24 protein-coding genes and 2 pseudogenes are annotated in these 22785 nt (G+C 34.7%); 19 read left to right on the top strand and 7 right to left on the bottom strand.

Annotated elements, in window-relative coordinates; translation table 11 throughout:
- The first annotated feature begins 138 nt into the window (after positions 1–138).
- Both MHH66_RS11235 and MHH66_RS11240 read left to right on the top strand, forming a co-directional pair.
- A complete protein-coding gene (locus MHH66_RS11235) occupies positions 139–981 on the top strand; it encodes a polysaccharide deacetylase family protein (RefSeq protein ID WP_063218532.1) in 843 nt (280 codons plus the stop codon).
- Positions 982–1254: 273 nt separating this feature from the next.
- Entirely contained in the window at positions 1255–1965 is a 711-nt protein-coding gene (locus MHH66_RS11240) for an alpha/beta hydrolase (RefSeq protein WP_063218533.1), read from the top strand.
- Between the two features lie 126 nt (positions 1966–2091).
- On the opposite strand, the gene MHH66_RS11245 is transcribed toward MHH66_RS11240, so the two are convergent.
- Positions 2092–2466, bottom strand: coding sequence for a YxeA family protein (locus tag MHH66_RS11245; protein WP_033706989.1), 375 nt, complete (start codon positions 2464–2466; stop codon positions 2092–2094).
- 178 nt (positions 2467–2644) lie between these two features.
- On the opposite strand from MHH66_RS11245, the pseudogene MHH66_RS11250 reads away from it, so the two are divergent.
- Positions 2645–3080 (top strand): annotated as a pseudogene (locus tag MHH66_RS11250) (Y-family DNA polymerase); the annotation flags it as partial.
- A 160-nt stretch (positions 3081–3240) separates the two neighbouring features.
- Here MHH66_RS11250 and MHH66_RS11255 read toward each other — a convergent pair.
- From MHH66_RS11255 to MHH66_RS11265, 3 genes and pseudogenes are all read right to left on the bottom strand, one after another.
- On the bottom strand, positions 3241–4038 hold the full coding sequence (locus MHH66_RS11255; protein WP_063218534.1) for a sulfotransferase family 2 domain-containing protein: 798 nt from the start codon (positions 4036–4038) through the stop codon (positions 3241–3243).
- Positions 4039–4079: 41 nt separating this feature from the next.
- Entirely contained in the window at positions 4080–4853 is a 774-nt protein-coding gene (locus MHH66_RS11260; RefSeq protein ID WP_063218535.1) for a sulfite exporter TauE/SafE family protein, read from the bottom strand.
- 90 nt (positions 4854–4943) lie between these two features.
- A pseudogene (locus MHH66_RS11265) lies at positions 4944–5458 on the bottom strand (hypothetical protein).
- 320 nt (positions 5459–5778) lie between these two features.
- Between MHH66_RS11265 and MHH66_RS11270 the strand changes: the two are divergent.
- Entirely contained in the window at positions 5779–6060 is a 282-nt protein-coding gene (locus MHH66_RS11270) for a YolD-like family protein (RefSeq protein WP_063218536.1), read from the top strand.
- A 130-nt stretch (positions 6061–6190) separates the two neighbouring features.
- Entirely contained in the window at positions 6191–8797 is a 2607-nt protein-coding gene (gene ppsA / locus MHH66_RS11275; protein WP_063218537.1) for a phosphoenolpyruvate synthase, read from the top strand.
- A 55-nt stretch (positions 8798–8852) separates the two neighbouring features.
- Here the strand turns inward: ppsA and MHH66_RS11280 are convergent, their stop codons facing one another.
- Positions 8853–9470, bottom strand: a complete 618-nt coding sequence (locus MHH66_RS11280) for a TetR/AcrR family transcriptional regulator (protein WP_002084688.1) — start codon at positions 9468–9470, stop codon at positions 8853–8855.
- Positions 9471–9640: 170 nt separating this feature from the next.
- Here MHH66_RS11280 and MHH66_RS11285 point away from each other — a divergent pair, with 170 nt between their 5' ends.
- From MHH66_RS11285 to MHH66_RS11305, 5 genes are all read left to right on the top strand, one after another.
- The gene (locus MHH66_RS11285; RefSeq protein WP_078184894.1) at positions 9641–10822 is read left to right on the top strand and encodes a YhgE/Pip domain-containing protein; all 1182 of its coding nucleotides are present in this window, start codon (positions 9641–9643) and stop codon (positions 10820–10822) included.
- A gap of 194 nt (positions 10823–11016) precedes the next feature.
- Positions 11017–11451, top strand: coding sequence for a ferritin-like domain-containing protein (locus tag MHH66_RS11290; protein ID WP_002084692.1), 435 nt, complete (start codon positions 11017–11019; stop codon positions 11449–11451).
- 233 nt (positions 11452–11684) lie between these two features.
- Positions 11685–12146 carry a DUF2691 family protein gene (locus tag MHH66_RS11295; RefSeq protein ID WP_063218539.1) on the top strand — a complete coding sequence of 154 codons (462 nt, stop codon included), beginning with the start codon at positions 11685–11687 and terminating at the stop codon, positions 12144–12146.
- A gap of 23 nt (positions 12147–12169) precedes the next feature.
- Entirely contained in the window at positions 12170–13048 is an 879-nt protein-coding gene (locus tag MHH66_RS11300; RefSeq protein WP_063218540.1) for an aminoglycoside phosphotransferase family protein, read from the top strand.
- A 125-nt stretch (positions 13049–13173) separates the two neighbouring features.
- Complete coding sequence (locus tag MHH66_RS11305) at positions 13174–14502, top strand: YjiH family protein (protein ID WP_078184895.1); 1329 nt, start codon at positions 13174–13176, stop codon at positions 14500–14502.
- A 281-nt stretch (positions 14503–14783) separates the two neighbouring features.
- Here MHH66_RS11305 and MHH66_RS11310 read toward each other — a convergent pair whose 3' ends face one another.
- The gene (locus tag MHH66_RS11310; protein ID WP_234803729.1) at positions 14784–14957 is read right to left on the bottom strand and encodes a hypothetical protein; all 174 of its coding nucleotides are present in this window, start codon (positions 14955–14957) and stop codon (positions 14784–14786) included.
- 463 nt (positions 14958–15420) lie between these two features.
- On the opposite strand from MHH66_RS11310, the gene MHH66_RS11315 reads away from it, so the two are divergent.
- The 6 genes from MHH66_RS11315 to MHH66_RS11340 all read left to right on the top strand — a co-directional run bounded on the left by MHH66_RS11315 (position 15421) and on the right by MHH66_RS11340 (position 19786).
- Complete coding sequence (locus tag MHH66_RS11315) at positions 15421–15765, top strand: ArsR/SmtB family transcription factor (RefSeq protein ID WP_078184896.1); 345 nt, start codon at positions 15421–15423, stop codon at positions 15763–15765.
- A gap of 29 nt (positions 15766–15794) precedes the next feature.
- Positions 15795–16310 carry an SRPBCC domain-containing protein gene (locus MHH66_RS11320; protein ID WP_078184897.1) on the top strand — a complete coding sequence of 172 codons (516 nt, stop codon included), beginning with the start codon at positions 15795–15797 and terminating at the stop codon, positions 16308–16310.
- A 90-nt stretch (positions 16311–16400) separates the two neighbouring features.
- Complete coding sequence (locus MHH66_RS11325; protein ID WP_002033018.1) at positions 16401–16781, top strand: VOC family protein; 381 nt, start codon at positions 16401–16403, stop codon at positions 16779–16781.
- A gap of 159 nt (positions 16782–16940) precedes the next feature.
- On the top strand, positions 16941–17528 hold the full coding sequence (locus MHH66_RS11330) for a GNAT family N-acetyltransferase (RefSeq protein ID WP_063218543.1): 588 nt from the start codon (positions 16941–16943) through the stop codon (positions 17526–17528).
- A 322-nt stretch (positions 17529–17850) separates the two neighbouring features.
- The gene (locus MHH66_RS11335; protein WP_061688505.1) at positions 17851–18483 is read left to right on the top strand and encodes a YdcF family protein; all 633 of its coding nucleotides are present in this window, start codon (positions 17851–17853) and stop codon (positions 18481–18483) included.
- 154 nt (positions 18484–18637) lie between these two features.
- The gene (locus MHH66_RS11340) at positions 18638–19786 is read left to right on the top strand and encodes an acyl-CoA dehydrogenase family protein (protein ID WP_078184898.1); all 1149 of its coding nucleotides are present in this window, start codon (positions 18638–18640) and stop codon (positions 19784–19786) included.
- A 164-nt stretch (positions 19787–19950) separates the two neighbouring features.
- Here MHH66_RS11340 and MHH66_RS11345 read toward each other — a convergent pair whose 3' ends face one another.
- Positions 19951–20205: a hypothetical protein gene (locus MHH66_RS11345; RefSeq protein WP_234803730.1), complete on the bottom strand. Its 255-nt coding sequence runs from the start codon at positions 20203–20205 to the stop codon at positions 19951–19953.
- A 403-nt stretch (positions 20206–20608) separates the two neighbouring features.
- Here MHH66_RS11345 and MHH66_RS11350 point away from each other — a divergent pair, with 403 nt between their 5' ends.
- The 3 genes from MHH66_RS11350 (at position 20609) to MHH66_RS11360 (ending at position 22771) form a co-directional block, all read left to right on the top strand.
- Positions 20609–21286, top strand: coding sequence for a copper homeostasis protein CutC (locus MHH66_RS11350; RefSeq protein ID WP_078184900.1), 678 nt, complete (start codon positions 20609–20611; stop codon positions 21284–21286).
- Positions 21287–21309: 23 nt separating this feature from the next.
- Positions 21310–21861 (top strand): signal peptidase I, encoded by a 552-nt coding sequence (lepB, locus tag MHH66_RS11355; protein WP_002013664.1) that lies wholly within the window; start codon positions 21310–21312, stop codon positions 21859–21861.
- 157 nt (positions 21862–22018) lie between these two features.
- Positions 22019–22771: an IclR family transcriptional regulator gene (locus MHH66_RS11360; RefSeq protein WP_016101114.1), complete on the top strand. Its 753-nt coding sequence runs from the start codon at positions 22019–22021 to the stop codon at positions 22769–22771.
- Positions 22772–22785 lie beyond the last annotated feature (14 nt).

Genomic DNA, 22785 nt, shown 5'->3' on the forward strand with positions numbered 1-22785 from the left:
TTATCTGCATCTTATCTTTATCCGTCTCTATTAATCTATTTATTGTAGATACCGGTTGAAACTAATGATTCAGTCGACTAAAGGCTCAGCCTTATAAATAATGAATATGAAAATTAATAGGGAAAGGATCGAAAAATAATGAAAGAATCACAAAGTAAGAAAAAAACAAGTCGATTAACTAAGGTAATAATATCTCTAGGAGTTGTTTTAGCAACGACCTTTTTCACTTTCTTTTTAATTGGAAAATGGAACTCTATCCCAGCGAAGGGAGTAGCTAATGAAAGTATGAAACAAGTTAATACGCAACAACAAGAAAAGAAAAAGGAAACATCACCAGCAAAACAAAAAAGACCTGATGGAAAACCGGTAGGAAAAGTTGTTTATTTAACATTTGATGACGGTCCTAGCGAATTGACTGGGAAATTTTTAGATGTACTAAAAGAGCAAAATGTTGCTTCGACATTTTTTATGCAAGGTAGTAATTTACAAAATACAGGTTTTCAGGAAAATGTAAAACGAGCAGTAAAAGAAGGACATTATATTGGTGCACATAGTATGACACATAATAGTGATAAGCTATACAAAAAGGGACAATTTGTACCAGAGATGAAAGAAACGTTAGATCTTATCCATAATATTACGGGTACAACTCCTAAACTGGTCCGTCCGCCATATGGATCTGCACCAGGATTAAAGGGAGAGGAAATTCGGAATCAAATTGTAGAAGCAGCAATAAAAGTTTGGGATTGGACAGTAGACTCAAATGATTGGAAATTAAAAGATAATCCAACTCAGATTATCGAAAATGTAAAGAAACAGACAACAGAAGAAGTAGAAGTTGTTTTAATGCATGAAAAGGCGCAAACATTACAAGCTCTTCCTGAAATTATTAAATTTTATAAAGAGCAAGGGTATGAATTTGGGGTATATAATGATGAGGATCATTTTCGTCTAAACTTCCAAAAAGATCAACGTCTATAGTATAAACATAGTTATTTTAAAAGGTGTTTTTATTACTAAATCAATAACTAAGCCAAAAGCCGATTTCCTATACGATAAGGAAATCGGCTTTTTCTTTATAAAATTTTACTTAGCTTATGAAGCTTACGTTTTAAAATAATATATTGAATTTATGTTAAAACGGCATTTGAGGGCTCGTATTATTTTTTCTACACTTATTAGTTAAGATTATTCGACAACCATATTAATAATAATTAAAGTATATGATATACACATCTTAGGGAGGGCATATATGTGAAGAAGTGGATGAAAATTGTTCTGTACTCTTTATTAGGTATTTTACTTATGGGAAGTATTACTTTTTTTGTTTGGTCTCAGTTTACTTATAAACCAACGAAAGAGGCTTTGTCGTTAGTAGATGATAAAAAAGATGAAGATAATATAGTTTTTGGACAGAAAGATGCTAAAATAGGGGTTATTTTTTATCAAGGAGCTAAAGTAGAAGCTGAGGCTTATAGTTACTTAGGAAAAGCTCTTGCAAAAGAGGGGCATGTTGTAGTAATGCCTAAGTTACCATTAAATTTAGCGATACTTGGCATCAATGCAGTAGACAGTGTAATTGAACAGTATCCTGAAGTTCAAAAATGGTATGTTGCGGGGCATTCAATGGGGGGAGCTATGATTTCTAAGTATGCTTTTCAACATGAAGACAAGGTAGACGGGATCATTTTCTTAGGTTCGTATCCTGCAGATGATTTTTCTACCAAATCGATTCCGATGTTATCAATTTATGGGGAAGTAGATGCTTTAGCAACTGTAGAAAAAATAGAGAACAATAAAAAGTTAATGTCAAAGAATACAACTATGCACATGATAAAAGGGGGGAATCATGCTAATTTTGGCATGTATGGTGAGCAAAAAGGTGATAATGCGAGCTTAATTACATCAAAAGCACAACGAGATGAAACAGTTAAAGTAATTGAACAATGGTTATTAAAACAATGATAACTAATTTAATAAATTTACCGAAATAATGCTCCTTCCTCAAAGGAGAGGTAATCAAGAGCCAGCTCATACGAGTAGGCTCTTTTATTTATCCCGCTATTTGCCAGGCAGTAAGACTCCCACTGATTAAAGTTTCACTTTATCTTCTATCTCCAATTGCCCCCTTATTTTCTCCGGAATGTCCTTTTCAGAAATAACGTCGTAAGAATAGACATACTTTCCTTTTACATGAATTTTTAAGTAAGTTTTTCTTATGAAATCATTAGGAGTATTAGTTCCTACTGTATATTTGTTCTCATTCCTTGCTTCATCAACACCTTTTAGGGAGTACATAGCTCTTCCTTTATGATGATAATCTGGAACGCCATATCCCTTCGCAATGGCGTATACATTTTTTTCTTCAGCAATCGGATTAAATCTGTCCAAATCCCCGCGTAATATGAAAGGTAGTAAGTATATAGGAAGGCTTATTCCTATTATGCAAAGTAAAAATTTCTTCATGATTGTTTCTCCTCTTATGTATTCACATTTTTCAGTATAGAAAAAACTTCTTATGAATATAGAGGGAAACTCCTTAAGTTTTTCTTAAATATGTTTTTAAAGTCTGGCTATTTTAACCAGAATTTTCATGGGAATATCTTTGATAAGAACCAACGTTCTTTGTTTGGGAGTGATAACCTTGGATAATCATTCTCTTTTACCAAATCGGATTATTTTATGTGTAGATCTTCGTAACTTTTATGCGAGCGTATCATGTATTAAAAAAGGACTCGATCCACGTTATACAAAATTGGCTGTCGTAGGAGATGTAAATCGGAGTGGCTCGTTTGTACGAAATATCGAAGCTTCCAGATATTATTATTGTGAATCCAATTATGCATACGTATATGAAGTGTTCAACTTACATAATAGGTTTAGCTTTACAATATGTTGAACCGGAAGATTTTCATCAATATAGTATCGATGAGTTTTTCATGGATATGACCGCAAGTATTCATTTATTTGCGAGTAATCCGTGCGAATTCGCATTAAAGTTCAAGCGAGAAATATATGAACGTACACGGATCGAAAGTACGATTGGTATTGGGCCAAACTTATTATTGAGTAAAGTAGCTTTTAAAACATAAGAACAAGCTATTAGAAAGTGAAAATGAGCACTTAAAAACACAACTAAAAAAAGAATTAGGAAAAGTGTATGGAAATTTATAAATATGTGATGTTGTCGTATCAGTTTTAAGATAACACACTTAATAGAGCCAGTGGCTTTGAACACTTTTATTTTGAGAGAAAAGAATTTAAATCATAATGATACATATTAAAATCTTTTGCAAATATCTCTTGAACCAACTGAATTGTTTCTGCATCATAAAAACTATCATAAGTAGGTAATCGTGGGAAAAGAGGGGTTGTGATATCACCGTCTGCATAAACTCCTTTGTAAATCATCTTACTCTCTTGATAATGCCAAGATTTTGATAACAGATCTAATGGTGATTTTTTTAATTTATATATTTCTTCTAGTTTCGAAATTCTTGTGTTGAAATTTTCTAGATAAATATAGTTCGTAACGAATTCCTCTTCTCCTTGTATATATTGTTGTGTAAAGTGAGGATCTACTTGATCTAATTTGGTCATGTGTGCTTTTAAATAATACAAAAATAGTTTAAAGGAAATGGGTTTATTGCAGGTTTCATCACCATACAGAAATTGTCGAATGGGTTTCCATGCGGGATTCTCAAAATTTGGTGGCGGAATCAGAGCAACAAAAGAACTTACTGCTCTTCTATAAGGATTTCTTACTAGTTTGTAAGTATTCTTCTCTTTAGTTTGTAATCCACTAGCTAATTGTGCTAAATAATGTGTAGAGTTTTTATATACTTCATACTCATAGTTGTGAATGAACGGGTTGTATTTTATCGCTTCTTTAAATAAATTAATTTGATAAAAAAACCAGTGGGCTAGCGAAGTACAACCGCTTTTTTGGCTCCAAAATAAGATTAGGGGAAAATCTTTATGGAAATGAGGGACACGCCCTTGCTTGTATATAAAATTATATAGTTCTGTATGATCCATTTTGAACCTCCATTCTTATATAGCAAAAGCATAAAACGCTTTCAATAAGCGATAACTAACTTTAGTCCACTGATACAAATAATGATAGCTAGAAATATTTGAAGGGGTTTAACGGGAATCTTAGTGGAGAATTTACTACCAAGTATGACACCTGGGATAGAACCAATGAGTAAATGAATTAACAAGAGATAATCTACGTTGCCTAAATTCATATTTAGTATGCTTGCAACCGTCACTAATAAAAAAGCATGTGTAATATCTGTGCCTACTAACTCGGATGGTCTCAGTTGATATAAATATATCATTGCAATAGCGAATAAAGAGCCTGACCCCACAGAAATAAGTCCCACGATAAAACCGAGTATTGCACCAATAAGAATTGTTAGGCTCTTTTTTTGTACCATAGTCTGTCTTTGAAAATAATTTTGTGTAGATTCATTATAGAAAAATGCCTTTATTAAAATAGAAATTGCCGCAAGGATTAGAACATATCCTAATATATACTTTATAATTCCTTCTCGACTATAGTGAAAGATCGGTAAGAAATGAATCGTTACTACTGCGATAATTGCACTAGGTATACTCCCAATAGCTAGATATTTTACTAGTCTAAAATTGATGGTCTTCTGTTTCCAGTGTTGGGATATTCCAAACATTTTAGTAATAGAGTTATATACTAGATCAGTTCCAACAGCGACAGAAGGACTTATACCTAATGTTAGAAGAAATGGAGTCAGTAATGCGGCCCCACCTATCCCTGTTACTCCAACCAATCCCCCTATGATGAAACCCATCATTATAATAGAAATACTCATTATAATTCCCCTTCCATACCGCTGGCTTTTAATAGTGGTTTTCGCTTTTAAAGAGACTCTATGCATAGTGGGGGGGGATAGGTATATTAGTTAAAAATTAATTTCATTCTTTGTATATCCATATGCTTCAAAATCGTCATTATATATTTCTGAAACAAGCTTTAGAGCTTCTTCATCATAAAAACTTCGATAGGTTGGTAATGAAGGGGATTTTGGATTTGTAATATCTCTATTTGCATAGTTTCCTTTATAAATCATTTGATGTGCCCTATGATGAGTGGAGTTTGTAAGGAGTAATATATCAGAAGAAAGTAATCCATATTCTTTCTCCAGCTCCGGAATTATTGTATTAAAATTCTCTAGTTTTATATTTTGTTTGATGACCTTTTCTTCCCCCACAATATATTGTTGTTTTCAGATTCATAGTAATGAATGAACGGTGCATATTTCATTGCTTCTTCATATAACCCAATTTGGAAGAAAAACCAATTCGTCAGGGAAGTTCAACCGCTTCTGTGACTCCAAAATAAAATTATAGGGAAATCCTTATGATAGTGCGGAATCCGTTCGCCATACTCAATCAATTCTTTAACAGTGTCCTTCATTATTTATGATATTTCATACTGGCATTTATAACGAACGCTTAAATATAATGGTAACTACTCATACTATTGTATTTAAACATTACTGTAAAGGTACTCATTTGCATATAAAATCCCAGTGTATTAAAAATAACTTATATATGTACCTGAATTTTCTAAGCATATCGAAACGTAATAATTACTTATCAAATTTTAAAATATAGAAATCTGTTATAAGGAGAATTATGTATGAAGATATGTGTACAAAGATAGAGGTATTAATATCACTACAATAATTTGTAAAATGTCTTGATAACATAGAAAAGTGGCAACCGTTTGCCAGTATGCCAGAACAGTTCGTCTGTATTAAAGAAATGATACAGGAGCAAACGAAAGTCCCGCGTCCAATTTTAACGCAAGATGCAAAAAAAAGGATTGAAAATAAGCTGTTAATTTCATATTTAGGTGAAGAAGAGGTTTTACTTACATATTATAAAGAGGGCTATCTATATAAAAATTACATAACAGTAGCTGATATAAATCCATTAAATAAGACGATTACTTGTACCGATGCTTTTCATAATCAAAGGATGTTTAAGTTTGTTGATGTAATTGAAGTGAATTAGAGGGGGAGAAATAAAAAATCATCTCTTCCTAACTTAATTATATCATGTAAATCACGTTCGAAATAGACTGTTTATTCTTATTTACTACTGCTACAATCAAGAACACATGCACAGTAAGGAGAGATGTTACATGAGTTCTTTCGTTCTCGATTTTCAGGAAATAGAAAAAACGCAGCTTTCGCTCGTTGGCGGAAAAGGATTGAATTTAGGGGCATTATCAAACATTCAAGGTATACAAGTGCCAGAAGGTTTTTGTGTTACAACGGTAGGGTATGAAAAGGCCATCGAGCAAAATGACGAGCTTCAAACTTTGTTGCAGCAGCTAACAAAGTTGAAAATGGAAGAGCGATCCCAAATTGGTGGAATTAGTAAGAAGATTAGAGAAGTCATTATGGCAGTAGAAATCCCTTCTGAAGTAGTGGAAGCGGTAGCTCATTATCTCTCACGTTTTGGAAATGAACATGCGTATGCCGTGCGTTCTAGTGCTACGGCTGAAGATTTACCGTATGCCTCATTTGCTGGTCAACAAGATACGTATTTAAATATTATCGGAGAAGAAGCGATTTTGCAGCATGTAAGAAAGTGCTGGGCTTCTTTATTTACAGAGCGAGCAGTTATGTACCGCATGCAAAATGATTTTGAACATAATCAAGTTTCTATATGTGTTGTCGTTCAAAAAATGGTTTTCCCTGAGGCTTCGGGAATTTTATTTACTGCTGATCCGGTTACTTCTAACCGAAAGGTAGTATCAATTGATGCCAGTTTTGGACTTGGTGAGGCGTTAGTATCAGGACTGGTCTCTGCCGATAATTATAAAGTAAAAGAAGGCGAAATTACTGGAAAGATGATAGCAACTAAAAAATTAGCTATTTATGCTTTAAAAGAGGGCGGAACGGAGACGAAACAGATTGATCCGGCTCAGCAAAAAATTCAAACATTGTCTGAACAACAAATTTTACAACTAGCACAGATCGGAAGACAGATTGAAGCTTATTTTGGTTGTCCGCAAGATATTGAATGGTGTTTAGTGGATGATACATTTTATATTGTCCAAAGTCGCCCAATCACGACTTTATATCCAATACCAGAAGTAAATGATGGGGAAAATCATGTGTATGTATCGGTTGGTCACCAGCAAATGATGACCGATCCCTTGAAGCCATTAGGGATGTCTTTATTCCAGTTAACATCTTTTGGACAGAGGTTTCAAGCTGGAGGAAGGTTGTTTGTTGATGTTGCACAAAGATTGGCTTCGCCTACTAGTAGAGAACTTTTATTAAATATGATAGGGAATTCGGAACCGCTTATTAAAGATGCATTAACGACTGTAGTCGAGCGAGATGATTTTATTACATTGTTACCAGATGATGAAAAAGAAAAGAGTGTTGGTAAAAGTGGACCACCTGGAAGTACGCAACCACAAGTCGAAAACAATCCAGCAATCGTTACGGATTTAATAGAAATGAATCAAGCATCAATTGAAGAGTTAAAACGAAACATGCAAACGAAATCAGGGGTGGATGTACTTGATTTTATTTTGGAAGATATGCAGCAATTAAAGAAAATATTATTTCATCCGCAAAGTATGGCTGTCATTATGGCAGGTATGGATGCTTCAACATGGATCAATGAAAAAATGGAGCAATGGCTAGGCGAAAAGAATGCAGCAGACACACTTTCTCAATCAGTACAAAACAATATTACGTCTGAAATGGGGCTAGCATTACTCGATGTTGCTGATGTGATTCGGCCATATCCAGAAGTTATTGCGTATTTACAACATGTAGAAAATGATAACTTTTTAGATGAATTCGTTCAATTTAAAGGCGGAGAAAAAGCTCGAGATGCCATTTTAACTTTTCTAAATAAATACGGAATGAGATGCAGCGGAGAAATCGACATTACGAAAACGCGCTGGAGTGAAAAGCCAACAACCATTATCCCGATGATTTTAAATAATATAAGAGATTTTGAAGATGGTGCTAGTAAACGGAAATTTGAAGAAGGACTGCAGGAAGCTTTGAAAAAAGAAGAAGAGTTAGTAGATCGATTGCAGCATTTGCCGGATGGTAAACAAAAAATAGAAGAGACGAAGCGAATGATTCGTAACATCCGAAATTTTATCGGTTATCGTGAATATCCAAAATACGGTATGATTAATCGCTATTTCATATATAAGCAGGCAATATTGAAAGAAGCCGAGCAACTCGTGCAAAATAAAGTTATTGATGAAGTAGAAGATATATACTATCTAACTTTTGAAGAACTTCACGAAGTTGTCCTTACGAATAAACTAGATTACGAGCTTATTCATAAACAAAAAAATGATTACAAATTATATGAAAAACTAACGCCTCCACGTGTAATGACGTCTGATGGAGAAATCATTACTGGGAAGTACAAACGAGAAAATCTCCCGGCTGAAGCAATCGTAGGTCTGCCTGTTTCTTCAGGAGTGATTGAGGGGAGAGCACGCGTTATTTTAAATATGGAAGATGCGAATTTAGAAGATGGAGATATATTAGTTACTGCCTTTACTGACCCTGGATGGACACCATTGTTTGTGTCTATAAAAGGGTTAGTCACCGAAGTTGGCGGATTGATGACACATGGAGCAGTTATTGCACGTGAATATGGATTACCAGCAGTTGTCGGAGTAGAGAATGCTACGAAACGAATAAAAGACGGACAGCGAATTCGGGTACATGGAACAGAAGGGTATATTGAAGTGTTGTAATGAAATAAAAGATCATCCGCTATTATAGTGGATGATCTTTTATTATATAGCGGACTTATTTCTTTAAACCAGCCGCATAAAAAGGTCCATGAACTGCGATTGTTGATAAAATACGAGCAATCTCCTCAGGTGTTTCTTTTTGTCCATTATTTAACCATTGCTGAATGACACCTATATGAGCAGATGCCATATAAGAAGCTAAGTATTGGCTTGGGACAAGTAAATTCTCCTTATTAATGAGAGGACCATTCGTATCTTCAAATAGTGTTTTCCACATAAAGTCTTTCAGTTTCGTTTGGAAAGATAAATCTCCTTTTGGGCTTAGTACAGCTTTCATAAAATCACTATTTTCATTTAGAAATTCAAGAATAGAAGCGATAAGTATAAATGGCATTGTTGGGGAAGGGCTTGATCCAAGATCAGCAATAACTTCCGGTAATCTCTGTTTAGCAATGCTAGAAAATTCATACATAATTTCTTCTTGGCATTTTGTCATTAAATCAAATTTATCTTGGTAATGTGTATAAAATGTACCACGATTTATGTTTGCTTTCGTAGTAATATCTTTCACTGTTATGGCGTCAAAACCTTTTTCCTCAATTAATTCCACTAATGCATTTCGTATGGCAGTTTTCGTACGAATAACACGTAAATCTAAATTACTATCGCGCAAAGTATGTCCCTCCTTAATTTTAGCCAACACATTTCAAGGATGTGTCTTATAACCGACACATTCACGATTTTTGATTATTGTATAAGGTTCAACTCGAACATATAATTCAAATATAAATAAACAACACGTTGTTGGTTATTATAAATCAAATTAAAGGAGGAGAAAAGAAAATGTTTAAAAACAAACTTTTATTGTTATCTCCAGTTATTGCACTACTTGTTGTTTTTGTTTTTTCATTAACATTATTTCCAACCGTTCAACCTAAGCCGAAAAACTTACCAATCGCAATTGTAAATGAGGATCAAGGAGTAGAAATTCCGAATCAACCGAAGATGAATATGGGGCAAACGATTGTTGATAATATGAAAAAGACATCAAAATCAGAGGAAGAACCTGCGGTAAAGTGGGTAGAAGTGCAAAATAAAGAAGAAGTTCAAAAAGGCTTAAATAATCAAGAATATTATGCAGCATTGGTTATTCCGAAAGACTTTAGCACAAAACAAGCATCATTACGAACACCACAGCCATCTTCGCCAGAGGTAGAAATATTCATCAATCAAGGAATGAATACAGCAGCATCAACTATGGCAGGACAAATGTTAAATGCGATCGTTGATAATATGAACAATACTGTTCGTACACAACTATTAGAAGGATTGAAAGCAAAAGGAGCTACATTAACAGCAGACCAAGTTTCAAATGTAGTAACACCTATTACGAAGAAAGTGACAAATGTGAATGAAATCGGCAAAAATAGTGCGAACGGTAACTCGCCAATGTCTTTATTCCAGCCGTTATGGATTGCAAGTTTAGCGAGCGCAGCAATTATCTTTATTGCGATAAGTAAAACGCAAGTGGGTACAAGAAAAGAGAACTTCGTATTGAAACTAAAACAAATAGTAACAGGAGCAATTGCTACACTTGTAATTGGATTTGGTCTTACATGGATAGCTGATGGAATGGTAGGATTAAATATCCCGAATTTCACGGATACGGCTCTGTTCTTATCCATTACTTCTTTTTGTTTCTTCTTAATGATTTCTGCGGTGCTTTCATTAGTTGGTTTAAAGGGAATCGGGTTATTTGCACTGTTACTTTTCTTTGGTGCACCGCTATTGGCGCTAGCACCTGAAATGATGTCTCCATTTTATCAAGACTGGGTGTACGCATGGTTGCCAATGCGATTTATGATTGAAGGGCTTAGAGAAATATTCTTCTTTGGAAAAGGATTAGCTTGGAATACTCCTCTTACTGTACTCGTTTGGATTGGTGTAGTAAGTATGGTTATCATACTTGGAACAGCTTTAAAGCGTAGTGCAGTAAAGGGGCATAAAACGGAATTAAATGCTTAAAAATAAAAACCGTTTCACTCGTAGTGAAACGGTTTTTTGTGATGAAATCGATAGGGAAATAATTCAATGATAGATAGGCTTTTTCGATGTTTTAAAGGTGAGTGAAGAACTAGTATTTGCTGTCCCTTTATATATACATGCTCCTACTATTTCGAAATGCATAAAATGTTATGTGAAATAACGGAGGGGATACGATGTATAATTCGAATTATGATGATTGGTATAGACAGAATGATAAGCTAATTAGTGATATTGAAAAAGCTATAAACGGAGAGTATAGCGCTATAAGCTGCTATGCAAAATTAGCTAACATGGCTCCAAATCAAGTAGAACAAAAACAAATTCTTGAAATCCGTAATGATGAAATAAGGCATTTTCATCATTTTGTACAAATCTATACGAATTTAACTGGCAGACAGCCGAAACCACAGATTACGGAAAATTGCCCTAATACGTACTTACAGGGATTAGAGTTCGCTATACAAGATGAGCAAAAGACCGTAGATTTTTACTTGGAAATTTCAGATGAAGCAGCAGATGCATCTATGAAAGAGTTATTGCGCAGAATAGCTGCAGATGAACAAAATCATGCGGTGTGGTTTTTATATTATTTTGTGAAAACGAAGTGAGTGTTAAAAATGAATGGCTGATGTGCTGAACATATTAGAAATTATTTTAAAACGCAGTGCAATAATTGAATGGAAAACTTAAATATAAGTAGAAAGAAACCGTTTCATAAGTAGTGGGACGGTTTCTTTCGCGGTGAAATACAAGTTACATAGGTATCGACAAAATATAGTAGTTGAATTAGGTATATAATGTATGAAATGAAAACGAAAATAAATAAGCTAGGAGCAAACAAATGAAAAGAGGAATTACAGTAGATATTCCAAATGAAAATGATAATTTACTTTGGAAAGTGTTAAAGCCGATTGATATTTCTTCATTTGATTGGTGGGTGGGGAGTGAGGAGTCATACTTAGTAGCACGTGGTGGATTGGATGAGGCATTATTTCCAGAAGAACCAAGTATAGTGGAAGGATCAGATTTGAAAAGATTATTTAAAGACAACATATATTATGTTATTTTTGCAGATTTAAAAGCGTATCCAAAAGGAGAGGAAGTAGTAGATATTGAAACATATGAAGAATTTAAAGAGAGTAAGTGTGAATTAGTTTTACTAGTTGCGGATTGTGCATACGTCACAGTTTACGCTAAAGACCAAGAAGCGATTGAATTGATGTATGAAAACGCAATTGATCAAGGGTTTTATGTTGAATATGTTACAGACGAAAATGACGGTAGAACGCGTTTATCCGTGTGATAGGTATATAAAGGGGGAAGTAAATGAATTATATTAATGCTGATTTAGTTAAAAGGTTAATAGGGGCACAATTTCCTGAATGGGCGCATTTAGAAGTGAAACCTGTAAAGCTTAGCGGTCATGATAATAGAACGTTTCATTTAGGGAAACAGATGAGTGTCAGATTACCAAGTGATGCAGCATATGCACCGCAAGTAGAGAAAGAAAATAAGTGGCTTCCAATATTAAGTAAGGAACTTTCTCTACCAATTTCTGCACCAATTGTGAAAGGGAGTCCGACTGAAGAGTATCCGTGGCCTTGGTCTATTAATAAGTGGATAGATGGGGAGACGGTGACGAAAGAAAATATTCGTGACTTAGATGAATTTGCGGCGGACTTAGGCTCGTTTTTAATAGAGTTACAATCAATTGATGCGAGTAACGGGCCAATAGCTGGAGAACATAATTTTTACCGAGGCGGGCTTATATCTGTATACGATGAAGAAGCGAGAGTGGCTATTGAAAATAATAAGGATGTTTTTGATGAGACATTATTAAAGCATCTTTGGGATTTAGCACTTAGGTCAACATGGGATCGCAAACCAGTTTGGGTTCATGGAGATGTAGCGCCAGGTAACTTACTTGTTAAAGAAGGAAAACTTTGTGCCGTAATTGATTTTGGTATTTTAGGAGTAGGAGATCCGGCTTGTGATGCAGCGATGGCATGGACATTTTTTGATAAGAATAGTAGAAACGTATTTAAAGAAGTATTGCGCATAGATGAAGGAACGTGGAATAGAGCGAGAGGATGGGCACTTTGGAAGGCGTTAATTACATATGATGCGAATAAGACTAGTAATAAGATAGTGGCAGAAGAATCTTATCGTGTAATTCAAGTAATTGTGGATGATTATAAGAGGTAATAGAAAAAGCTTATTTTGATTGTATATTTCAAAATAGGCTTTTTTGCATGATTAAATATTCAGAATTAAAAGAAGGGATCTGGTATTATTATACAGAATATTTAGATAATTGGAGGTGTCGAATTTTGAATGAAATTGAATTAAAAAGTAATGTAATTAAGACAGGGCGAGAGAGGGGGATTATACTTCGGTTTATACTCGCAAGTTTAGTAGGTGTGTTTATGTTTTTCGTACCAGTTACGATAAACGGTGCTTCGTCTATTATGATTGATCATATCGTATCGTGGATAAGAGCTACGGTTCCTTCGGTAGTACCTTATTATGCACTGCTTGTTATGGTAATTGGTGCGATTTATCCGTTTTATACGAAGAAGTGGAATGCATCTATCGTAGACATTTGTTTTTCTTTATTAAAAGTAGTTGGTGTTGTTTTTGGCATATTATATTGTTTGAAAATAGGGCCAGCATGGTTCTTTGCGCCAGATGTTGGACCGTTTTTGTATGAGAAGTTAGTTATATCAGTAAGTTTACTCGTACCAATTGGTTCGGCATTTTTAGCGTTATTAGTCGGGTACGGATTACTTGAATTTATCGGTACGTTTTGCCGTCCAATTATGAGACCTTTATGGAAAACACCAGGACGGTCAGCAATTGATGCGGTCGCTTCCTTTGTGGGGAGTTATTCGCTTGCACTTCTTATTACGAATCGAGTGTACAAAGAAGGAAAGTATACGACGAAAGAAGCAGCAATTATCGCTACAGGTTTTTCTACAGTATCTGCAACATTTATGATCATCATCGCAAAAACATTAGACATTATGCATTTATGGAATGTTTATTTTTGGACTACTCTTGTTGTAACATTCATCGTGACCGCTATCACCGTAAGAATCCCGCCTCTTAGTAGAAAACCAGATACATATATTACGAAAGAAGGGTTCCCAGAGCCCGTTTATAAAGAGAAAATGTTAGAGCGAGCTTGGGAAGATGCATTAGAAGTATCGAAATCTGCGCCAAGTATTATGAAAAATATCGCAGTGAATTTAAAAGATGGATTTATAATGACGATGGGGATTTTACCATCTATTATGTCAGTAGGATTAATTGGTATCGTCTTGGCAAAGTTTACGCCAATATTTGATTGGATTAGTTATATTTTCTATCCATTTACATGGTTACTGCAGCTTCCAGAAGCGGAACTAGCTGCAAAAGCAGCATCAGTTGGTATTGCAGAAATGTTTTTACCTTCTCTTTTAGTTGTAAGTGCACCACTCGTGACAAAGTTTGTTATTGCGGTTGTGTCCGTTTCATCCATTTTGTTTTTCTCCGCATCAATCCCTTGTATATTATCGACAGATATTCCGTTAAAAGTATCTGAACTTATTATTTTATATGTGCAAAGAACGATTTTAACGTTGCTTATTATTACACCGATTGCTTATTTATTGCTTTAAAAATGTAGCCTTAAGTTTCTGAAGTTATGCCATTTTCCGATTATTCAAATCAGAAAATGGCATAACTTTAATTATGTTCTATAGTAACTCCAGCTGTTTTTTCATAAATAACGTATGAGCTAAGTAAATAATCATACCAATACTTGTGATTAAAACTCCTGCGAGTAGAAAAACTTTATCCATAGGGCTAAAAGTGAGCCTAATGTAGGTGAAATAATCATAGCAACGTGCACCAGTGCATTTGCGGTACTAATTACTTTTTCCATTAATCTTGCAGGGGTTTAGATTTGAAGTAAGTAACTATAGCATACAGAGATAGAAGCGATAAATATACCAATAAAAACCCAAATGATTAACGATAAAAATAAATTACTCGATAAAAAGCCGAACCCTCCAAGTCCAGTAAGGATCAACATTCCTCCAAGTAATATAGCTGAACCGTTTAAGATATTCATTTTGTTTACTGTATTTCCCTATTTTCCAATGGTTATAGCTCTGACTAAAGCGTCTAACCCAACGATACTTATAAAGATTCCAAACAAACTATCACGTATGTCCATTTCTTTTGCCAATAAAACAACTAAACTATCAAATAAAAAGGTGACAAAAAATACTATAGCGTTAAATAGTATTAAAAGTGTTAAAACTTTCTTGGACCAAATAAAAATAAAGCCTTCGCGGAAATCGTTCCAAAACCCACTGACTAAAGTATCGCTTTATCGTAAAACATAGGTCTATGAAATGTTTTTAATCCATTTTTATTTTTAAGTAACGCCTACGTTTTGTATCAATTTAGTTTTCGAATATTCCTTTACAGGAATATTCCTGTTTGGTTATAATCAATTCAACAGAAAGATAATATTAGTGATGATATTGATGTGTTACAACCGGAGACCATCACTTTATGAGGTGAGTGATATGTCGGGAAAAATTCCGGGCGTGAATATGACGACGTTGAGCGCTTTATCTGAACCGAATCGTATGAACATTGTTGAACTCTTGCGTGACGGTCCCTTAACCGTTGGGGAAATTGCCGATCATCTAGGATTAAGGCAACCACAAACTTCGAAACACCTAAAAGTGTTAAGCGATACAGGGATTGTGGAAGTGCGGGCTGAAGCTAATCGCCGGATTTACAAGCTCCGACCTGAGCCTTTCCAAGCACTTGATTGTTGGGTACAGTCATTTAAGCGTGTGATGGAAGAGAGATTCGATAATTTAGATGAGTATTTGAAGGAATTGCAAAACAAGGAAAAGTCATAAAATCAGTTCATATTTAAGGAGGAATTAACATGTCAAACAATACAATGGTATCAAGAGTAGAGAACGATAGGGTATTAGTACTGGAGCGCGTTTTCGATGCGCCGCGCGATTTAGTATTCAGTATGTTTAAAGAACCAGAGCATTTGAAACATTGGTGGGGACCAAGAGGTTGGGAAATTCCAGCATGCACTGTCGACTTCCGTCCGGGAGGTGTTTGGCGCTACTGTATGAAGTGTGTCAATCAGAACTTGGAGCAATTTTTTGGTATGGAATCATGGGGAAAAGCAGTCTATAAAGAGATTATTGAGCCAGAGAAAATCGTCTACACTGATTACTTTTCAGATGCTGAAGGCAATGTAAATGATTCTATGCCGTCAACCGAGATGACATTGGAATTCATCGATTTAGGTGGAAAGACAAAGCTAATAAACCGTGCTGAATATGTTTCCGAAGAAGCCCTTAAGACCGTTATGGACATGGGCATGCTACAAGGTATCACCGAAACTTGGGATCGTTTGAATGAGCGATTGGAGTCGCTGAAATAGATTTTTGCACCGCAACTTTATTTTCGGTGATAATTAGGTATAAGTGTATGGAGTTTAATAAAAATTGTTTATAAAGGAGCGTTAAAATAAATGATTAATAATGTTGGTCAAATCATGTTATATGTGAATAACCAAGATGAAGTGAAGGAATTCTGGACAGAAAAAGTAGGATTTATTGTCATTTCAGAGGAAGATAACGGTCAAGGAATGCGATGGATTGAAATTGCTCCAACTAAAGAAGCTGAAACAAGTATTATTCTCCATAATAAGGAGCTAATTGCTAAAATGCAGCCGGAGTTAAATCTTGGCACACCTTCTTTAATGTTCTTCTCAAAAGAATTCGATCGTTTATATAGTGATTTAGTAAACAAAAACGTTACAGTCGGAGAAATTGTAAATATGCCTTCAGGTAGAATATTTAATTTTGCAGATAGCGAAAATAATTATTTTGCGGTAATGGAAAAGAAGTAAATTTCAATTCAATTTATGAGTGCGATGCTTGAATAAAGGCATCGCATTTTTTATTTTAAAGATATATTTTATTCCTTAACATAAATATAATTATATGTTCTTATATAACGATTAAACAGTAATGGGGTATGATATAGTTACAACAAAGGGGGCTTACAAATGGAAATTATTCACGAAAGAGCAAAGTTACGGTTAATGGATAGCAATGATGTCGAAAAAATGTTTTCAATCGTGGAAGGAAATCGAGACATTTGGGCGTATTTAATCTCTAAAATGGATACTGTTCAAGATATGCAGCAATATGTTCAAAAGGCGATAAAAGCTTATGGGGCAGGGAAGGATTTGCCATTTGTTGTTGTGGATCAAAAGACAAATGAAATAGTAGGGAGTACACGCTTATATAACATTTCAGTTGAAGATAAGACGGTGGAATTAGGGAAAACGTGGTATGACCCAAGTGTGCAACGTACGAGTATGAATACGGAATGTAAGTACATGTTATTACAATATGCTTTTGAAAAGTTGCATATGCGGAGGGTACAAATTAAGACGGATGCACGAAATGAAAAAGCACAAAGAGCAATTGAAAGACTCGGCGCAGTAAAAGAGGGTGTACTTAGAAACGAAAGAAAATTACCGAGTGGGCATATTAGAGATGCAGTTGTATATAGTGTTATTGCAAGTGAATGGCCAGCTGTAAAGGAACGGTTATTAGAAAAATTAGAATCGTATAAAGAAAAACGATAATTCATATTAAGAAAGGTGTATTGATCGTCTAGTTGAAAAATATACCTTTTTTCTTACAAAATAGTTACTTCTTTTGTTTCATCATTCCATTATGATAAAAAATTCGTTACAATGTAGTTGTATGGTAATAAACTTATAAATTACATAAATGTAATGAAAACCGCAAACGAAAAATGAATTGATAATCCTCAATTTTAAATGAAAACCCTTTAATGCATATATATGATAAGAAAAATTCCTTCTTTTAAACAAATTCAAACAAAATGATTTGATATATACGTTTTTATATAGAAGTATGGATGATGTACGGAGGCAGTTATAAATGAAAGAAAATAAGAAAAGTAAGAAAAGAAGAATCTTGCAAGTATTCTTGCTTATGATTTGTTCTATTATTTTATATGTAAGTTATGCAGCTTACGATATTTGGAGTTATCGCTTTAAAACAGATGATGGTGTGAAGACAGATGCTGGTATCGTGCTGGGAGCAGCTTCATGGAACGGAAAACCATCTCCTGTATTTAAAGAAAGAATTAATCATGCAATTTCCTTATATAAGAACGGTAATATTAAAAAGATTATTTTCACAGGTGGTACAAAGTTTGAGGCAGAGCTTGAGGAAGCGCGTACTGCTAGAGTGTATGCACTGAAAAATGGTGTGAAAGAAGAGGATATTCTAATTGAAACAAAATCCCTTTTCACAGAGGACAATTTAAAGAATGCAAAGCAAGTTGGAATAGAGAACGGAATACGCACATATACGATTGTGAGTGATCCACTTCATATGAAACGTGCAATGAAAATTGCAAAACATATTAAAATTGAAGCGTATGCATCACCAACTCCAACGTCAGCGTATAAAACGCTAGATACAGAAATCCCTTTCTTTTTTAAAGAATTATGCTCGTATATTGGATATGTAACCTCTTTGCCATTAAAGGCATTGAAAGGGGATTAATATAAGAAAAGAACCTATCTTTTTTATAGGAACTTTTCTTATTGTTCAAAAGCATTGTATTTTTATCGGAATAGTGAAACAATAGAGAAGTAACTTCATATAATCATAATGACAAAATGAACGGTTTATGAATCGGACATAAAGGAGATTATGTATGGCACTCTCATTTGTTGAAACAGAAGAACAATCTTTAGTTATTGAGAAAATAAATAAATTGATTCCGAAATTCATGGAAAGGGAGCATCACCTAAGTGAATTAGGATCATTTCCGTATGAAAATATTAATAATTTGAAAGATATCGGATATACGAAATTAACGTTGCCAAAAGAATTGGGAGGCAATGCGATTTCTTTATATGACTTCGTTTTATTTCAAGAGAAAATAGCAGAAGGCTGCGGTGCTACCGCATTATCGATTGGATGGCACCTTGGCATTGTAAAGGAATTAGCTGAAAATCGTTCTTGGAATGAGGAAATGTTCACTTGGTTTTGTGAAGAAGTACGTAATGGTGCGCTTTTTAATCGAGCAGCGACAGAGCCGAATACAGGTAGTCCTACGCGCGGCGGGAAACCAGAGACGTTAGCTGTCAAAAAAGGTGAGAAGTGGATTATAAATGGAAGAAAAACGTTTACGACAATGGCACCAGTACTTGATTATTTTATCATTTCAGCAAGTATTGAAGGCCAGGAAGATATCGGAGAGTTTGTCATTCCAAAGAATACGCAAGGCGTGACAATTGAAGAAACGTGGGATAGCATCGCAATGCGAGGAACTGCGAGCCATGATCTCGTTTTACAAAATGTAGAGATACCAGATCGCTTTTTCACTGATATAAAGGGTTCAAAAGTTAAAGCTAAGGGTATTGGCTGGTTGCTACATATACCAGCATGTTATTTAGGAATTGCACAATCAGCAAAAAATTATGCAGTTCAGTTTGCGGTATCATACAAGCCAAACAGTTTAAATCATTCTATAAGTTTATTACCGAATGTTAGAAGGGTAGTTGGAGAATTAGAACTTGAGCTTATGCAAGCTCGTGTCTTTTTATATCAAATTGCGAAAAAATACGATGAGGCAGAAGATAAATTATCATTGCAAGCTGAACTAGCAGCTGCAAAATATGTTGTAACGAACGCGGCAATATCTATTGTAGATAAAGCAATGCGTATTGTCGGGGCGAAAAGTTTATCAGAAAAAAATCCGCTTCATCGTTACTATTTAAACGTAAGAGCAGGACTACACAATCCGCCGATGGATGATGCAACACTGTCTATGCTGGCGGATGCGGCGTTTCAGTCGTAATGAAGAAATATAAAGTCTGTTCCGTTCAGGAACAGGCTTTTCGTTGTCGGTGAATCGTTGATATAATTCCATGTATTATGTCATTGTTCAAAGAAGAGGGAATTCTCGTTTTACAAATTAAAAAGGCGATCCTTTTGGTAAGAGGATCGCCTTTTTAATTTGTTCTATTGTGGCTGCATTTCAAGATTCATACTACTTTCAGAACCGTCTTGATTATGTGCAAATATCGAATAATCACCTGGTAAAGGGTTAGCGATAAGTGAACGTAAAGTAAAGGATTTACTTTCATTTGGCTGTAACGTGTGTGTTACTAGACGATCTTCTTTGAATTTAATTGAATAAGTGAAACTGTTTGTACCAGTATTTTTAATCGTAATATTTAAGTCACCTTGGCCACTAAAGTCAAATTCAGTACCCATGTCCCCGCGGAATGTATGTGTATTGTTAAATGAAGATGAATGAAAGGTTTGAAATTCTTCTTTATTACCTGATGAAAGGGTAATAGTTTCTTTTTCTATACTTGAAGGTGAGGAAGCTAGTTTTGTATTTGGTTTTGTTAATAAAGTAATCGCGCAAAGTGATGCAATTACAATAAATGAACTAGAGATAACGAACCGTTTTTTTGTAAGAAGTATATATTTATCTCCTTTTATAAGAATATAAGAATGTATAATTTTAAGAAAAACATAACATATATGATATTTATTATCAATTCAATAAATCTTTCTTTTCATTCTTCTTTTTATAGTTTTATAGTGGAATGCTATGTTTCTTATTTCACCTACTGTATAATAAGAAAAAAGTACGAAAAGAGGTTATCTCATGCTAGAGGTTATTGCAACTTGTTTAGAAGATGTGAAGCGAATTGAAAAGGCTGGTGGAAATCGAATTGAACTCATTTCATCATATACAGAAGGTGGTTTAACACCGAGCTATGCTTTTATAAAAAAAGCAGTAGAAGCAGTGCAAATACCAGTTCATGTTATGATTCGTCCGCATGCGAAGTCTTTTACATATACGGAAGAAGAAATTGAAATGATGAAAGCAGATATTGTAGTTGCTCAAAATCTTGGAGCTGCTGGTGTTGTATTAGGTGTGTTAAATGAACAAAATGAAGTTGATGAAGAGAAATTAGTAGATTTATTATCTGTTGTAGATGGAATAAATGTAACGTATCACCGTGCGATAGATGATACAGAAAATCCAGTAGAAGCGATGAAAGTTTTGAAGAAATTCAATAAAGTTACTCACGTTTTAACTTCAGGCGGACAAGGAAATGTAGTAGATAATATTCCGGTTCTTGCAGCAATGCAAAAGGAAAGTGAAGGGAATATACAGCTTGTTGTCGGAAGCGGAGTAACGAAAAAGAATGTAAAACAATTGCTAGATGAAACTGGAATTACGCAGGCGCATGTAGGTACAGCGGTTAGAGAAGGTAAGTCATGTTTTTCTGAAATTGATCCTAATTTAGTACAAGAATTAGTTCAAATAATAAAATAAACACTTAAGAAAGAGGAGAAACGATGAAGGAAAATACGAAGAAAGAATTATTCTCATGGGCTAAAACGATAGGATTTACCCTTGTATTAATCGCTATTATTCGCGGTGTTTTATTTACACCTTCATTAGTACAAGGTGAATCGATGATGCCAACTTTAGAAAATAATGAGCGAGTTCTCGTTAATAAGATTGGTTATAGTATAAGCGGGTTAGACCGTTTTGACGTTATCGTCTTCCACGGAAAAGAAGGGTACGATTTAGTAAAACGAGTAATTGGTTTACCAGGTGATACAGTTGAGTATAAAGATGATGTTTTATATGTAAACGGAAAAGCGATGGAAGAACCGTATTTAAAAGAATTTAAAGAAAAGGCGTCTGGTCGTGTATTAACTCCTGATTTTACGTTAGAACAAATCACAGGGAAAACGAAAGTGCCAGAAGGCCAAGTATTTGTTTTAGGAGATAATCGTGAAGTTTCTAAAGACGGTCGTATGTTTGGATTTATTTCAGAAGATGAAATTGTCGGAAAAGGACAAGCTGTTTTCTGGCCGTTGAAACAAGTGAGAGCGTTATAAAGTAAAGCGAAAGTATGGGAGAAATATTCTTCCATACTTTTTTTGTTTGTAAAAAAAATATTGATAGAATTGAAAGAATATTTTATAATTTTAAATTATATGCTTGTTTCGAAAAACGGAATTGAAGTTCCGAAATTCGGAACGAGAAGGAGATAGGATGAGTATAAATAAAACGGCAGTTAAGACAATGGATATTTTAGAGTTGTTTTATGAGCATGAGGAGCTAAGTTTGACAGAGATGGTTCAGCTTACGAATATGCCGAAAACATCTGTTTATCGTTTAATTGGTTCGTTAGAAGAAATGGACTTTTTACAAAAAACAGAAAAGGGAAAGTATCGTCTCGGAGTCGTTTTTTTACGATTTGGTCAACTTGTTTCACAACGGTTATCCGTAAGAAATATCGCGATTCCTTATATGAAAGAGCTTAGGGATAGTTTAGGGCAGGCAGTAAATTTAATTATTCAAGATGGTAATGACGCAATTTACGTTGAGAAGATGGAGGGAGTTCAGCCAGTACGTGTTTATACGGCGGTTGGAAGAAGGGCACCACTGTATGCGGGTGCATGTCCTAGAATTTTACTATCGTATTTTTCTGAGGAAGAGAAAAGAAAGTACGTAGAGGAAACGGATTTAAAGCAGTTTGCAGATGGAACAATCGTGAATAAGGAGCATTTGTTAGAAGTATTACATATGGCGAAAAAAGAAGGGTACACAATTAGCTACTCTGAATTAGAAAATCATACAGCGGCTATAGCAGCTCCAATTTTTGCAAGTGATGGAACGGTTGTAGCCGGCATTAGTATTTCGGGATTAGCAATTGAGTATAGCGAAAGTAACATTTCATATTTTACTGCGAAAGTGAAAGAAACAGCATACCGCATTTCGAAAGAACTCGGCTTTTTGGCATAGAAAGAGGGAGTGGG

The sequence above is a fragment of the Bacillus sp. FSL H8-0492 genome (assembly GCF_038006145.1).
Classification (GTDB): Bacteria; Bacillota; Bacilli; order Bacillales; family Bacillaceae_G; genus Bacillus_A; species Bacillus_A mycoides.

What these genes read in the sequence shown, in the direction of transcription:
- MHH66_RS11255 (WP_063218534.1), bottom strand. Translation starts at nt 4,038, where the DNA reads ATGGATCATACAGAACTATATAATTTTATATACAAGCAAGGGCGTGTC.
- MHH66_RS11245 (WP_033706989.1), bottom strand. Translation starts at nt 2,466, where the DNA reads ATGAAGAAATTTTTACTTTGCATAATAGGAATAAGCCTTCCTATATAC.
- lepB (WP_002013664.1), top strand. Translation starts at nt 21,310, where the DNA reads ATGAAGGAAAATACGAAGAAAGAATTATTCTCATGGGCTAAAACGATA.
- MHH66_RS11285 (WP_078184894.1), top strand. Translation starts at nt 9,641, where the DNA reads ATGTTTAAAAACAAACTTTTATTGTTATCTCCAGTTATTGCACTACTT.
- MHH66_RS11360 (WP_016101114.1), top strand. Translation starts at nt 22,019, where the DNA reads ATGAGTATAAATAAAACGGCAGTTAAGACAATGGATATTTTAGAGTTG.
- MHH66_RS11340 (WP_078184898.1), top strand. Translation starts at nt 18,638, where the DNA reads ATGGCACTCTCATTTGTTGAAACAGAAGAACAATCTTTAGTTATTGAG.
- MHH66_RS11350 (WP_078184900.1), top strand. Translation starts at nt 20,609, where the DNA reads ATGCTAGAGGTTATTGCAACTTGTTTAGAAGATGTGAAGCGAATTGAA.
- MHH66_RS11270 (WP_063218536.1), top strand. Translation starts at nt 5,779, where the DNA reads ATGCCAGAACAGTTCGTCTGTATTAAAGAAATGATACAGGAGCAAACG.
- MHH66_RS11345 (WP_234803730.1), bottom strand. Translation starts at nt 20,205, where the DNA reads ATGGGTACTGAATTTGACTTTAGTGGCCAAGGTGACTTAAATATTACG.
- MHH66_RS11315 (WP_078184896.1), top strand. Translation starts at nt 15,421, where the DNA reads ATGTCGGGAAAAATTCCGGGCGTGAATATGACGACGTTGAGCGCTTTA.
- MHH66_RS11335 (WP_061688505.1), top strand. Translation starts at nt 17,851, where the DNA reads ATGAAAGAAAATAAGAAAAGTAAGAAAAGAAGAATCTTGCAAGTATTC.
- MHH66_RS11260 (WP_063218535.1), bottom strand. Translation starts at nt 4,853, where the DNA reads ATGAGTATTTCTATTATAATGATGGGTTTCATCATAGGGGGATTGGTT.
- MHH66_RS11325 (WP_002033018.1), top strand. Translation starts at nt 16,401, where the DNA reads ATGATTAATAATGTTGGTCAAATCATGTTATATGTGAATAACCAAGAT.
- MHH66_RS11330 (WP_063218543.1), top strand. Translation starts at nt 16,941, where the DNA reads ATGGAAATTATTCACGAAAGAGCAAAGTTACGGTTAATGGATAGCAAT.
- MHH66_RS11300 (WP_063218540.1), top strand. Translation starts at nt 12,170, where the DNA reads ATGAATTATATTAATGCTGATTTAGTTAAAAGGTTAATAGGGGCACAA.
- ppsA (WP_063218537.1), top strand. Translation starts at nt 6,191, where the DNA reads ATGAGTTCTTTCGTTCTCGATTTTCAGGAAATAGAAAAAACGCAGCTT.
- MHH66_RS11295 (WP_063218539.1), top strand. Translation starts at nt 11,685, where the DNA reads ATGAAAAGAGGAATTACAGTAGATATTCCAAATGAAAATGATAATTTA.
- MHH66_RS11235 (WP_063218532.1), top strand. Translation starts at nt 139, where the DNA reads ATGAAAGAATCACAAAGTAAGAAAAAAACAAGTCGATTAACTAAGGTA.
- MHH66_RS11310 (WP_234803729.1), bottom strand. Translation starts at nt 14,957, where the DNA reads ATGAATATCTTAAACGGTTCAGCTATATTACTTGGAGGAATGTTGATC.
- MHH66_RS11320 (WP_078184897.1), top strand. Translation starts at nt 15,795, where the DNA reads ATGTCAAACAATACAATGGTATCAAGAGTAGAGAACGATAGGGTATTA.
- MHH66_RS11290 (WP_002084692.1), top strand. Translation starts at nt 11,017, where the DNA reads ATGTATAATTCGAATTATGATGATTGGTATAGACAGAATGATAAGCTA.